At 70.4% G+C, this 13,073-nt stretch carries 10 protein-coding genes and 1 tRNA gene; 4 read left to right on the top strand and 7 right to left on the bottom strand.

Annotation, left to right across the window (positions count from 1 at the left end):
• Window positions 1-69 precede the first annotated feature (69 nt).
• The 3 genes from ACH4SP_RS40890 to ACH4SP_RS40880 all read right to left on the bottom strand — a co-directional run bounded on the left by ACH4SP_RS40890 (window position 70) and on the right by ACH4SP_RS40880 (window position 2,690).
• Window positions 70-804 (bottom strand): NDP-sugar synthase, encoded by a 735-nt coding sequence (locus ACH4SP_RS40890; RefSeq protein ID WP_398423300.1) that lies wholly within the window; start codon window positions 802-804, stop codon window positions 70-72.
• A 101-nt stretch (window positions 805-905) separates the two neighbouring features.
• Entirely contained in the window at window positions 906-1,322 is a 417-nt protein-coding gene (locus ACH4SP_RS40885) for a hypothetical protein (RefSeq protein ID WP_362423401.1), read from the bottom strand.
• 228 nt (window positions 1,323-1,550) lie between these two features.
• Window positions 1,551-2,690 carry an ABC transporter ATP-binding protein gene (locus ACH4SP_RS40880; protein WP_398423298.1) on the bottom strand — a complete coding sequence of 380 codons (1,140 nt, stop codon included), beginning with the start codon at window positions 2,688-2,690 and terminating at the stop codon, window positions 1,551-1,553.
• 204 nt (window positions 2,691-2,894) lie between these two features.
• Here ACH4SP_RS40880 and ACH4SP_RS40875 point away from each other — a divergent pair.
• A tRNA-Thr gene (locus tag ACH4SP_RS40875) sits at window positions 2,895-2,968 on the top strand.
• Between the two features lie 84 nt (window positions 2,969-3,052).
• Here ACH4SP_RS40875 and ACH4SP_RS40870 read toward each other — a convergent pair.
• The 3 genes from ACH4SP_RS40870 to ACH4SP_RS40860 form a co-directional block, all read right to left on the bottom strand.
• Window positions 3,053-5,575 (bottom strand): SdrD B-like domain-containing protein, encoded by a 2,523-nt coding sequence (locus ACH4SP_RS40870; protein ID WP_398423296.1) that lies wholly within the window; start codon window positions 5,573-5,575, stop codon window positions 3,053-3,055.
• A 250-nt stretch (window positions 5,576-5,825) separates the two neighbouring features.
• Window positions 5,826-7,229 carry an NAD(P)/FAD-dependent oxidoreductase gene (locus ACH4SP_RS40865; protein ID WP_398423295.1) on the bottom strand — a complete coding sequence of 468 codons (1,404 nt, stop codon included), beginning with the start codon at window positions 7,227-7,229 and terminating at the stop codon, window positions 5,826-5,828.
• Between the two features lie 1,322 nt (window positions 7,230-8,551).
• Window positions 8,552-9,283, bottom strand: a complete 732-nt coding sequence (locus ACH4SP_RS40860; RefSeq protein ID WP_398423293.1) for a rhomboid-like protein — start codon at window positions 9,281-9,283, stop codon at window positions 8,552-8,554.
• Between the two features lie 321 nt (window positions 9,284-9,604).
• Between ACH4SP_RS40860 and ACH4SP_RS40855 the strand changes: the two genes are divergently transcribed.
• Both ACH4SP_RS40855 and ACH4SP_RS40850 read left to right on the top strand, forming a co-directional pair.
• Entirely contained in the window at window positions 9,605-10,525 is a 921-nt protein-coding gene (locus ACH4SP_RS40855; RefSeq protein ID WP_398423291.1) for an aminoglycoside phosphotransferase family protein, read from the top strand.
• A complete protein-coding gene (locus tag ACH4SP_RS40850; protein WP_398423289.1) occupies window positions 10,522-10,992 on the top strand; it encodes a GNAT family N-acetyltransferase in 471 nt (156 codons plus the stop codon). Before ACH4SP_RS40855 ends, ACH4SP_RS40850 begins: the two co-directional genes overlap by 4 nt.
• 9 nt (window positions 10,993-11,001) lie before the next feature.
• Here ACH4SP_RS40850 and ACH4SP_RS40845 read toward each other — a convergent pair whose 3' ends face one another.
• Entirely contained in the window at window positions 11,002-12,015 is a 1,014-nt protein-coding gene (locus ACH4SP_RS40845; RefSeq protein ID WP_398423287.1) for a zinc-binding dehydrogenase, read from the bottom strand.
• 230 nt (window positions 12,016-12,245) lie between these two features.
• Between ACH4SP_RS40845 and ACH4SP_RS40840 the strand changes: the two genes are divergently transcribed.
• Window positions 12,246-12,923 (top strand): pentapeptide repeat-containing protein, encoded by a 678-nt coding sequence (locus ACH4SP_RS40840; RefSeq protein WP_398423285.1) that lies wholly within the window; start codon window positions 12,246-12,248, stop codon window positions 12,921-12,923.
• The last annotated feature ends 150 nt before the right edge of the window (window positions 12,924-13,073 follow it).

Genomic DNA, 13,073 nt, shown 5'->3' with positions numbered 1-13,073 from the left:
GGGGAAGGGCCCGGCACCGTGGGCATCGGTGCCGGGCCCTTCCGGGTGCGTACGTACGGAGGGGAGCGGTCAACTCCGGTGCGCGGCGAGCTCTTTGGCGGCCTCGGTGAGGTCCTTCGCGGTGTCGATGGCCCGCCAGTACGCACCCTGCGGCAGTGGGAAGCCGGCCAGGCGGCGCGAGCGGGCGAGACCGGGGAACGTGGTGCGTTCGTGGTCGCCCAGGTCCGGCAGGAGGGCCGTGAAGGCCGCGGAGAAGACGTACACGCCCGCGTTGATCAGGTACGGGGACGGCGGCGACTCGATGAAGTCGGTGATGTGGCCGAACGCGTCCGTCTCGACGGCGCCCCACGGGATGCGGGGGCGGGCCAGGGCGAGGGTGGCGGTCGCGTCGCGCTCGGCGTGGAAGGCGGCCATCTCGCGCAGCGAGAACCGGGTCCAGATGTCGCCGTTGGTCGCGTACCAGGGCTGCTCGGGGTGCGGCAGGTGCCGTGCGGCGTACTTCAGGCCGCCGCCGCGGCCCAGTGGCTCCGTCTCGACGACCGTCGTGACGTGCAGGGGGAGTCGGTCGGCGTGCTCGCTCAGCCAGTCCTGCAGGACTTCGGCGAGGTGGCCGCAGGAGACGACCGCGTCAGTGACGCCCTCGGCGGCCAGCCAGGAAAGCTGATGGCCGATGATCGGGGTCCCGGTTCCGGGAATCTCGACCATCGGCTTGGGGCGGTCGTCGGTGTAGGGACGCAGCCGCGAGCCCTGGCCGCCGGCCAGGACGACGGCCTGCGTGGGCGTGGCTGTCGGGGTGGGGGTCATGCGGGGGACGATATGCGGCGCGGGGCGCGCCGCCGGTGAGGGGCGGGATCGTCGGCGCTGTCGATGGTGGCTCGGTCGTGTCCTTCGGTCGCTCGTGCCGGTCAGTCGTGGAAGTGCGCGACGCCGGAAGCGAAGGACGTGTCGCAGACGGGCCGCGAGTACGACTGCGCGCGCGTGGGACCGTAGTGCGTGACGGCCGCGCGGCCGAGCGCACGGGCGATCTGCATGCAGTGCCTGGCGAGCGACGGGCGGCGCTCGACCTCGCGCTGGAGGTGCGTGAGTGCGACTCCCGGGTCCTTTTCCTGAAGTTCTTCCAGGAGGCGGTCGCGCAGAATATCCTGCGGGGCACGGGACTTGGCCTTGGTGGAGACGTCCTCGGCCGACGCGGTCAGGATCTGGGACTCGGGGGTGCCTGCCACCCACGGGACGCGGGTGACGGCGAGGGTCCCGGAGAGCACCAGGACGACGGGCAGTACGAGGGCGAGAGTTCGGCCGATGCGGCGGGCTGTGTGGGTCACGCGAGTGAGCGTAGCGCCAGGTGACGATTTGGCGACATTCAGTCACCCTCATGGGGGACGGTTCGATCCTCCTTTTCGAATGTGGTGTTGACGTACAGGTATCGAAATGCCCACTGTGCCGGGGTATTTGTCGACAGCCGTACGTAAACGTGGTGGGGCCCCGCACCGGAGTGCGGGGCCCCACCACGTTTACTGTCGTGTCGCGCTGCCTCGGTCGCCTCAGTCGCCTCAGTCGCTGAGACGCTCGCCCGTCTTCGTCGAGAAGACGTGCATCTCCCCCGGGCGCGGGACGACGTGCAGTTCGGCGCCCTTGTCCGGGACGGCGCGGCCGTTGACGCGGACCACGAGGTCCTTGTGCTCGCCGCTGACGTCGGCGGAGCCGTAGACGTAGCCGTCGGCGCCGAGCTCCTCGACGACGTTGACGGAGACGGCCAGGCCGGCCGGGGCGTCGTGGGTGTCCTTCGACAGCGACTTCGCGGCCTCGCCGCCACCGAGCTCGACGATGTCGAAGTGCTCGGGACGGACACCGACGGTGACCGTGGTGTCGCCCTTGTCGGCGGCGGCGGAGAGCGCCTCGCGGCTGACCGGGACGACGCTGTTGCCGAACTTCACGCCGCCGTCGGTGATCGGGACCTCGACCAGGTTCATGGCCGGGGAGCCGATGAAGCCGGCGACGAAGAGGTTGGCGGGGCGGTCGTACATGTTGCGCGGCGAGTCGACCTGCTGGAGCAGGCCGTCCTTCAGTACGGCCACCCGGTCGCCCATGGTCATGGCCTCGACCTGGTCGTGGGTGACGTACACCGTGGTGATGCCGAGGCGGCGCTGCAGGGAGGCGATCTGGGTACGGGTCGAGACGCGGAGCTTGGCGTCGAGGTTCGACAGCGGCTCGTCCATGAGGAAGACCTGCGGCTCGCGCACGATGGCGCGGCCCATCGCGACACGCTGGCGCTGACCGCCGGAGAGGGCCTTGGGCTTGCGGTCGAGGTACTCGGTGAGGTCGAGGATCTTGGCGGCCTCTTCGACCTTCTTGCGGATCTCGGCCTTGTTCACACCGGCGATCTTCAGGGCGAAGCCCATGTTGTCGGCGACGGACATGTGCGGGTAGAGCGCGTAGTTCTGGAACACCATGGCGATGTCCCGGTCCTTCGGCGGCAGGTGCGTGACGTCGCGGTCACCGATGCGGATGGCGCCGCCGTTGACGTCCTCAAGACCCGCGAGCATGCGCAGGGAGGTCGACTTGCCGCAGCCGGAGGGACCGACGAGGACGAGGAACTCGCCGTCCTCGATGTCGATCTCCAGCTGGTCGACGGCGGGCTTGGTGGAGCCCGGGTAGATCCGGGTCGCCTTGTCGAAAGTGACTGTAGCCATGGTGATCTTGCCCTTCTACCGGCAGGAACGTGCCGGACGATCCGAGTGGAAGGAGAATGGGTCTAGTCCAGTGGGTGGACTGCCCGTGACGCTACCCGGGGAGCGTCGTTCTGTCAGTACTCCGGGGCTGTGAATTCGCTGGACTCCGGGGCTGCGAATTCGCTGGCCGGGAGGGCGCGCCGTCCGGTTAGACTGCTCGCACACGCCTCCTTAGCTCAGCTGGCCAGAGCAACGCACTTGTAATGCGTAGGTCATCGGTTCGAATCCGATAGGGGGCTCCGCGAAACCGAGAAACCCCAGGTCACATACCCGTGACCTGGGGTTTCCCGTTGCTGCCCCCGGCTGTCCGGGGGCAGGTGGTGCTACTTCTTCTTCTTTTCTTCCTCACCCGGGGTGTTCTTCAGGGTGACGCGGACCGGGTTCTTCTCACAGTTGCGGTCGGTCACCTTGAGCGGGCCGGTGACGGCCTTGTCGCCCACGGGCTTGACGAAGCCGTCCGGGACGGCCGTCTCGACCAGGTAGTAGCTGCCGATCCCGATCTTCGGGAAGGTGCACTTGCCCTGGGCGTCGCTGGCGCACTCGTCGCGGTACTTGTCCTTCTTGGCGCCGGTGCGCTGCAGGCCGGCCGTGCCGTTGGACTCCTCCCACAGCTGGAAGACCGCGCCCTGGACGGGCTTGTTGTCCTTGGCGTTGACCTTGCTCAGGATGATCTGGGTCGGCTTGAGGAAGCCGAAGTCGATGTCGTGGTCGTTCTCGCCGGCCCCGTCGATGTCGACTTCGGTCGCGGAGAAGCGGCCGCCGTCACCGTACGGCTTGCCGTTGGAGTCGATGGCCATGTTGCCGCCGTTGCCGAACTGGGTGGGCTGGTAGCCGTCCAGCACGCCGCCCGCGGCGTAGTCGGCCGGGTTGTCCATCCGCACGAAGTACTTGCGGCCGTACACCCAGTCCGCCGGGTCGACGTTCTTGACCAGCGTCGAGTCGAAGTAGTACTCGCCCCGGGCGTTGGTCGTCGTCGTGCCGATCTTCTTGTTGTCCTTGTCGTACAGGTTCACGGTGGCGCCCACGACCGGCTTCTCGTCCGGGTCCTGGATGCCGTTCTTCATGCGCTTGCCGTTGTCGTACCAGACCCGGTTGCCGATCTGGAACGGAGCCTCGTCGCAGAGGACCTCCAGGTCGGCCATGGAGCCGCCCTTGCCGAAGGTCGTGGTGAGCTGGTTGCCCAGCTTCGGGTCACGGGATCCGTCACGGTTGACGAACATCGTGCCGCTGTTGTAGGTGGTGTCGATCACGTCGATGCCGGAGGACGCGATGTAGTCCTCGACCTTCGACAGTGCGATGCCGGAGAACGCCGACTCCTGGTGCCAGCCGGTCCGGTACTCGCCGGGGTAGAACTCCTTGACGTTGTCGGGCTGCCCGCCGGTGGGGTTGGTCTCGGCGTTGTTCTTGCAGCCGCCGTTGCCGTCCAGGACGAACATGTCGCCCTTCTTGCACGCCCGGTTCAGGTCGCCGCCCGAAGCCGGGTCGGCCAGACCGCCGCCAGCCTCGTTGCGCATGCCCTGGCCGCCCTGGTCGGCGTGGCGGTCACGGAAACCGAGGATCAGCTCCCCGTCAGTGTCCACCACGATGTCGCCGAGGATCGGCTGCGGGTAGGCGTACCGCAGACCACATCTCTGCCCGTCCTGCTCGTCGCGCCAGCCGTCGGCCCACGGGTACCAGCCGGCGCCCCGGCAGGTGCCGGGAAGCGTGTCGGCCGTACCGCGCGGGAAGTCGAGCTTCTCGTCCATGATCTTGCCGGTGAACGTGCCGCCCTTGGGGTCGAACGTCTGCACGACGGCCCGCATGTCGGTCTTGCTCTGGCTGGACTCGGCCGAGCAGACGCCGCCGACGTAGACCGTGCCGTCCTGGACGCCCAGACCGAACGGACGCCAGTCACCGGCCGCCGCACACCCCGGGTCGGGGATCGCGTACGACGCCTTCGGTGCCGCCGCGGTCTTCTGCGTGGCGTCGTAGCGGTACAGCTTGCGGTCATTGAGGTTGACGACGTAGAGGTCCTTGCCGTCCTCGCTCACCTCGACGTCGCCCAGCGACTCCTTGGTCACCTTCGGGCTGAAGGCGACGTCCATGTCGGGCATCGACATGTCGTGCGCCGTGGTTCCGACGTTGGGAACCGTGGTGAACTGCGTGGTCTGCTGGGACTGCCGGTCGGTGAGGTAGATCGCCCCGGGACCGCCGGGACCGTACTTGGCACCGCGGCGTGCGAACGCCCCGGAGAAGACCCACTTCTTCTGCTTGCTCCAGCCGATGCCGTACAGCGCACCCGTGGTGCCCTTGTCCGACAGGTCCGTCGTCTGGTTGTCGTTGCCGCGGGCGTTGTACGGGAAGCCCACCAGCGTGCGGCGGGTGTCCGGCTCGGAGAAGCCGTCGATGTCCTTGCCGATGCAGGCGGTCACCAGCTCGGCGTTCTTCTGGCAGTAGTCGGCCGGGTTCCAGAACGACGTGGTGACCTCGGCGGAACTGCCGCCCTTGAGGTCGACGAACTCGACGTTCGACGACAGGACGGTCGGGTCGCTCAGATCGTCCTTGGGCGAGGCGAACCCCGGGAAGAGCACTCCCGGCTTGGGGTTCTTGGCCTCGATGCGGTACTTGCCGCCACTCAGCTGAGCACCTGGGCTCAGCTTGACCGTGCCGTCCGCAGCCGTCTTGCCGGTGACGCTGCGGCCGTCCGCGTCGGTCAGGACGACCGTGACCCCGGCCATGCCGGGCTCCAGCACCTCGTCCCACTTGCCGTTCGCGTTGACCTCGCGCACCACCCGGATCGTGGCGTCGCCGTCTCCGGCTTCGGCGTGGGCCGACTGGAGGCTGAGTACCGCCCCGGAAGCCAGCACCGGTAGCACCACACTCAGAGCACCGATTCTTCGCGGCAACTGTCCGCCGCGAAGAGCGGCAGGAATGATCGTTGGCAAAGCGACTCCTGTCATCGTCGAAACCCGCCCAAACACACAGGAAACGGGCCACTGTCGGATTCAGGACTACCCGTGTATCGGAAAGCCGTACGAGGGAACACCCGCATGGCAGCGAGATTGCTCCAGGCAGGTGTACGCGCGGCGTCCGTGAACGGCCGGGGCCGGGCCCGGCCTACCGGCCCGCGATCCGGTCGGCCAGGCGGGCGATGCGGTGGGTGGCGGCGGTGCGGCCGGAGAGTTCGCGCCGGTCGGCCTCGCGGTAGGCGGCGTACATGCCCTGGACGCCGAGCCAGCGGAAGGGCTCCGGCTCCCACTTGCGGACCTTGTGGTTGACCCAGGGGAGGGTGGTCAGGTCGGTGGTGCCGCCCTGGCCCGAGTCCTGGAGGAAGAGGTCGCGGAGGGTGCGGGCGGCCAGGTTGGTGGTGGCGACGCCGGAGCCGACGTAGCCGCCGGCCCAGCCGAGGCCGGTCGTACGGTCGAGGGTGACGGTCGCGCACCAGTCGCGGGGGACGCCGAGGACACCGGACCAGGCGTGCGCGACGCGGGTGCCGGCGAGGGTCGGGAAGAAGCGGACCAGGATCTCGCGGAGGGCGTCGACGGTGGCGCTCCGGGTGCGGCCGTCGTTGTCGGTGCGGGAGCCGAAGCGGTACGGGACGCCCCGGCCGCCCAGCGCGATCCGGTCGTCGGCGGTGCGCTGCGCGTACATGTACGCGTGGGCCATGTCGCCGAGGTTCTCGCGGCCCTCCCAGCCGATGGTGTCCCAGAGGCGGGGATCGATCGGGTCGGTGACGATCATCGAGCTGTTCATCGGGAGCCAGGTGCGGCGCTGCGAGTCGAGGGAGGCGGTGAATCCCTCCGTACAGCGCAGGATGTACGGGGCGCGGACCGTGCCGTACGGGGTGCGGGCGTGCTTGGGCTCGATGGCGGTGACCGGGGTCGACTCGTGGATGGTCACGCCGAGTGCTTCGACGGTGTCGGCGAGCCCCTTGACGAGTTTCGCCGGGTGCAGGCGGGCGCCGTGCGGGGTCCAGGTGGAGCCGACGGCTCCGGTGACGTGGATGCGGGCGGCGGTGTCGCGGGCGCCGAGCAGCACCCGCTCCTTCTCGCCGAAGGCGACCTCGGTGGCGTGGAAGGACTTCAGACGGCCGAACTGGGCGGGCGTATAGGCGACTTCGAGGACGCCGCCGCGGTGGATGTCGGCGTCGATGCCCTCGGCCGCGGCGGTGTCGATGACCTCGGTGACGGTGTCGTTCATGGCGTGCTGGAGGCGGGTGGCGGCCTCGTGGCCGTGGAGCTTGGCGTAGCTGTCGCGGCCCGCGATGCCGTTGTAGAGCCAGCCGCCGTTGCGGCCCGAGGCGCCGTAGCCGCAGAACTTGGCTTCCAGGACGGTGATGTTGAGGAAGGGGACGGCCTTCTTGAGGTAGTACGCCGTCCACAGGCCGGTGTAGCCGCCGCCGACGATGCAGATGTCGGCCGTGGCGTCGCCGGGGAGGGGCTCGCGGGGGGCGGGTATGCCTTGGTCGGCGTACCAGAAGGAGATTCCTCCGTTGGTGGTGTCGGTCCTTGGCTCGCGCATGCTGACCTTCGTCCTGGGGCGGTGTGGTGGTGGGGCTGGCGGCTTCTTTGCTGCTCAGAGGTGGTGCCGGGACGCTAGCGGGCGGGAGCGGGGTGCGGCAATGGGCGCTGTGTCGGGTGAGGGTGGGGGAATCGGGGGTGCGGGGCGACAGTCTGTCGGGGCCTGTTCGGTCGGGGGTTCGTCGGGGCGGGCGCGACCTCGGGGGCGGTGCGGGCGTTGGAGGGGTGTGACCGATGTTCTGTTTTTGCCGCCGCAGCTTGTGTCGTTGCCCGTGCCGTCCCGTTTCGAGGGGTTGGTGCTGAGGCCGGAGAGGGTGGAGCGGATCAGTGATCAGCGCTGGTTCATGTGGGTGACCGCGGACCGGCTGGCGGGCTGGGCGTGGGAAGGGGGACGGCGCGGGTTCCTGGCGGGTACGTCCGCCAACGAGGAACTGGCGGGGCTGCTGAGCGAACGGCCGTGGGACTTCGGGGTGGTGGGGTCGGTCGTCCTGGGCGCGCAGCTGGTGCGGTGGGACGCGGAGGGGTCGCGCAACCGGGGCGTGGTGCGGATCTCGGACGCCGAAGTGCTGGACGGAGTACAGCGGTTGGGGATCCTGCGGCGGGCCGTCGCCGACGGGGCGCCGGACGAGTGGCTGCGGCAGTCGGTGCTGCGGCTCGAAGTGGTGACGGGGCCCGCCGTGGAGGTCGTACGGGGCGAGTTGGACGCGGAGGACCGGCGGCGGAACGTGGCCACGGCGCAGGACGAGCTGGTGCGGGATCCGAATCTGCTGCGGGTGATGCGGCAGTTCAGGGGCGACGGGATGCGGTTCGCCGTACGGCGGGGCGAGGTGCGGGAGCCGTACGGGACGAGCGTCTCGGTCGAGGAGGCGACGGCGGCGCTGGCGTGCCTGGCGCCGGGGGCGCGGCTGGAGGTGGCACACGCGGCGGACGGCACGGCGGGCCGGGAGCGGCTGTGGGCGGACCGGGACTCGGCGGCGTACCGGACGGTGTTCAACGAGAACACGGAGGCGGTGGGGGTGCTGCGGGCGGTGGAGATCGCCCGGGGCGTACGGGAAGTGGTGGGGCGGATGGGGCGCGGCAGGCGTTACGGCCACTCCCATCTGTGGCGGGACGTACCGCAGTTGGTGGTGTGGGCGGTGGGGCGGCAGCTGCCGGTGGTGGAGCTGCACCGGGAGGGGCGGGGGCCGGGCGCGGTCGACTGGGAGGCGGTGGTGCGGGAGCGGCTGACGGAGCTGACGGAGGGGGTGGCGGTGGGGCTGCGGGACGCGTACGAGGAGCTCCGGCCGACGGGGGAGAACGGGCGGCGGCTGAGGCACGAGGCGGTCAGGGAGCTGGGGTTCTGGGCGGAGCTGATGGAGGCGTACGAGACGCCTTCGGACTCCGGTCCCGGTTCCGGCCCTGGCGCTGGCCCTGGCTCCGGCTCCGGCTCCGGCTTCGGCTCCGGCTCCGGCTCCGGCTTCGAGTGAGCGGGTAGCAGGCGAGGCCGATCAGTACGGCGGAGAAGTGGCCGACGTCGGTGAAGGTGCGGCCGGTGACGAGGGGGAGGGCATAGAAGGTGAGGACGCCGAAGAGATAGAGGTACCGCCAGGGGGTGGGGATGCGGTAGGTGAGGACGGCGACGACACCGGCGAGGGCGTAACTCACGCCCACATCAAGGGTGTTGACGGCGGAGGCGGGTGCGAGGCCGTGCCGAATCGCCCAGCCGAGGACGCCCTCGCTGAGGTACGTCGCCCCGATGTGCGCGGCGGCGACGACGGCGAGCCAGCGGAGGGTGCCGAGCCAGCGTTCGGCGGGGGCGTGGAAGAGGGAGTAGAGGACGGCGTACAGGAGCCAGCCGCCGCCGTCGATCCAGAAGGCGGAGGAGACGAGGACGCGGACGGGGTTCTGGGAGAGGTGGTGGATGTTGGTGGACCGCTGCCGGAGGAACTCGTCGGCGAAGGTGGGGTCCATGCGGCGCATGGCGACGGTGGTGAAGAAGAGGGCGGCCAGCCAGAGGTGGGTGCCGGGGGTGGAGCGGAGGTAGCGCCGGGTGGCGGGGAGGGGGGAAGGGGACATGGGGCGATTGTGGGGGTTTGGGGTGGGGTGGGGGGCTGGGCCGCGCCGGGCGCTTGGGCGCTGGGCGGTGGGTGGGGCGGTCGCGGAGGGGTGCGCCGCAGTGGGGGCCGCCCCCTTGCCCACCCGTTCCGCCCCCGGGGGGCGGCCCCGCTGCCCAAGGAGGCGGCGGTATCGGCGGCGGCAGCTGCCCACGGGGGCAGGTATTTAGGGGCGCGGGGAACTGCGCGATCAGCCACGACGTGCCCGCACTGTGGGATCCGGGGGAGACTCGGTCGTCGATGACGAAGTCGACACGATCAGTCGGCCACGAAGGGGAGAAGCGTGCAGCAGGACGCAGTCGAAGTGCCCGCAAGGCTCGTGGAGGAGCAGATCCGCTGGAACGGGTCCACCGGCCGTGCCTGGATCGAGCAGCTGCCCGCGCAGGCCGCCGACTACCTGGCCCGCTGGGACCTGCGCCGCGACGGCCCCGCCCTGCACGGCGCCGCCGCTCTCGTGCTCCCCGTCGTACGGGAGGACCGCACCCCCGCCGTGCTGAAGCTCCAGCTCCGGGACGAGGAGAGCGAGGGCGAGGCGCCCGCGCTCCGCGCCTGGGCCGGGCGGCGGGGCGTCGTCGCCCTGCTGGACGCGGACGACCGCGACGGCACCCTCCTCCTGGAACGGCTCGACGAGAGCCGCTCCCTCGGCGGGCTGCCGGACGCGATGGCGGGCGTGCAGGTGATCGCCGAGTCGCTGGCGCGGCTCACCGCGGACCCCGCCCCGCCCGGCATCCGCCGCCTCGGCGACATCGCCGCCGGCCTGCTGGACGACGCACCGGAACTGCTCCCGGAGCTGGCGGATCCGGAGCAGCGCAGGCTGCTGGAGCGGTGTGCGGCGGCCGTCCGCGAGGTGGCCGGGGAGCCCGGCGACCGGCTGCTGCACTGGGACCTGCACGAGGAGAACGTCCTGGCCCCGCGCGAAGGTTCCCCGAGGAGCGAGCCGTGGGTGGTGATCGACCCGAAGCCCCTCGCGGGCGACCCCGGCTTCGACCTCTTCCCCGCGATCAAGAACCGGTTCGAGGCCGACCAGGTGCTGCGGCGGTTCGACCTGATGAGCGAAGTGCTGGGGCTGGAGCGGGAACGGGCCGCCGCGTGGACGCTCGGGCGGGTGCTGCAGGACTGCCTCTGGGAGCTGGAGGACGGTGAGGACCGGATGCCGGACACGCACGTGGTCGTCGCGGAAGCACTGCTTACGCTGCGTACATGATTCGCAGAGCGGTGGTCGAGGACATTCCGGAGATTTGCGCGATGGTGCGGGAACTCGCGGAGTACGAGAAGGCGTTGGAAGAGGTACGGGCGAGCGAGGGGCAGCTGCGGGAGGCGCTCTTCGGCGAGAGCCCGGCGGCGTACGCACACATGGCGGAGGGGGAGGACGGTGAGGTTGTCGGTTTCGCGCTGTGGTTCCTGAACTTCTCGACCTGGCGCGGGGTGCACGGGATCTATCTGGAGGACTTGTACGTACGGCCGACCGCACGCGGCGGCGGGCACGGCAAGGCGCTCCTGACCGCGCTCGCCCAGACGTGCGTGGAGCGGGGGTACGAGCGCCTTGAGTGGTCGGTGCTGAAGTGGAACCGGCCCTCGATCGAGTTCTACGAGTCGGTGGGCGCACGTCCGCAGGCGGAGTGGGACGTGTACCGGCTGACGGACGACGCGCTCAAGCAACTCGGTTCGTAGCGCACCGACTTACGGCACGAGGACGACCTTGCCGACCGTGCCCCGGTTCTCCAGGTCGTGGTGGGCCTTTGCCGCCTCCGCGAGGGGGTAGCGCTGGACGGCGGGGCGGAGTTCGCCCGAGGCGGCCAGGGCGAGGGAGCGGGTTTCCAGGGTCCGCAGCGGGTTGTCGCCGCCGGCCTTCTGCATCATGACCGGGCCGAGGACGCTCTCGGAGGTGATGGCGCGTTCGGCGAGTTCGGCCTCGGTGTAGGTGAGGGGTTCGCCGTCCTGCAGGCCTGCGCCGGACCAGCCGAAGACGAGGTGCTTGCCGCCGGGGGCGAGGAGGTCCACGGCGGCGCGGGCGGTGTCGGCGCCGACCGAGTCGAAGACGATCGTGGCACCGCCGAGGCCGCGTTCGGTGAGGAAGGCGGTCACCTTCTCCGGCCAGTCGGGCTGCTTGTAGTCGAGGGCGAGGTCGGCGCCGTTCGCCTCGACGAGGGCGGTCTTGGCGGGGCCGCCGGCCAGGCCGATCACGGTGCCGCCCGCGTTCTTCACGTACTGCACGAGGAGTGTGCCGATGCCGCCCGCGGCGGCCGGGACGATCGCGACGGTGTCGGCGGTGATGTCGGCGAAGAGCAGGATGCCGAGGGTGGTGCGGCCGGTGCCGATCATGGCGATGGCCTCGGCGTCGTCGAGGGTGTCGGGGACGGGGTGCAGCTTGGCGGCGTCCGTGACGGCCAGCTCCGCGTAACCGCCGGGGTTCATGCCCAGGTGGGCGACCACGCGCTTGCCCAGCCAGGACGGGTCCGTGCTCTCGCCGAGGGCGTCGACGGTGCCCGCGACCTCGCGGCCGGGAATGGTGGGGAGCTCGGCGGGGGCCGAGAAGGGGCCGGTCATGCCCTGGCGCAGGGCGGTGTCCAAGAGGTGCACGCCGGACGCGGTGACGGCTATCCGGACCTGACCGGGGCCGGGGACGGGGTCCTCGGTCTTCTCGTACGTGAGGTTCTCGGCGGGGCCGAAGACGTGGAGGCGGATCGCGTGCATGGTCAACTCCCGTAAAAGTCAGCTGCATGGGCCGGTCGGGTGCCCCCGGGGCGGCGGGCGCCGGTGGTTCGTAGATCATTCTTTGACCTCAAGCGCTCTTGAGGTCAAGGGGATTGAGTGACCGGCTGAGGACCTGTATGCGCAGGGCCAGTGAGACGGTTTTGCCGGTGGCGTCGGTGCGGGATTCCTTCCCGGCCGCGTTGTCAGTGGGGTGGTGCAGCATGGACGGCATGGCACGCGACGCGAAGAAGAACCAGGTCCCCGCCGTACGACGCCCGGAGGTGCGGCTTCCGGAACTGCTGCCCTTCGCGGACGGGGAGCTGGAGTCGGAGGGGGACTACGACGGGCTGGAGTTCAGGGACCTGGACTTCGTCGGGCAGGAAGGGCGCGGCGCCCGCTTCATGGACTGCGGGCTGTACGGGGTGGCGCTGGACGAGACGCGGCTGGGCCGGGTCCGCTTCATGGACTCGGTCCTGGAAGGGGTGCGCGGGGTCGGTACGGACCTGGCGGAGGCGTCCCTGCGGGACGTGGAGATCGTCGACGCGAGGCTGGGCGGGACGCAGCTGCACGGGTCGGTGCTGGAGCGGGTGGTGGTCCGGGGCGGAAAGATCGACTACCTGAACCTGCGGAAGTCGAAGCTCACGGATGTGGTCTTCGAGGGCTGCGTGCTCGTCGAACCGGACTTCGGGGACGCGAAGTTGACGCGGGTGGAGTTCCGGGACTGCGTGCTGAAGGGGGCGGATCTGAGCGGGGCGACGCTGAAGGACGTGGACCTGCGGACGGTCGCTTCGCTGGAGATCGCGCGGGGGGTGGAGAGGTTGCGGGGGGCGGTGATCAGCACTTCGCAGTTGCTGGATCTGGCGCCGGTTTTCGCGGCGGAGATGGGGGTGCGGGTGGAGGGGGTGTAGAGGGTGGCTCTTGCGCGGGGGCGCGGCACACGGGCGTGGGGCGGGGCGGTGGCGGGCGTGTGCGGTCGGGAGGGTGGGGCTTCGGGGTGGAGGGCGGCCCCGCTGCCCACGAGGGCTAGGGGGCTGCCGGGGGGGCTATGGGCCCGGGGT

The sequence above is a fragment of the Streptomyces sp. NPDC021093 genome (assembly GCF_044333135.1).
GTDB lineage: Bacteria > Actinomycetota > Actinomycetes > Streptomycetales > Streptomycetaceae > Streptomyces.
This window is presented reverse-complemented; position numbering and strand designations above follow the sequence as displayed.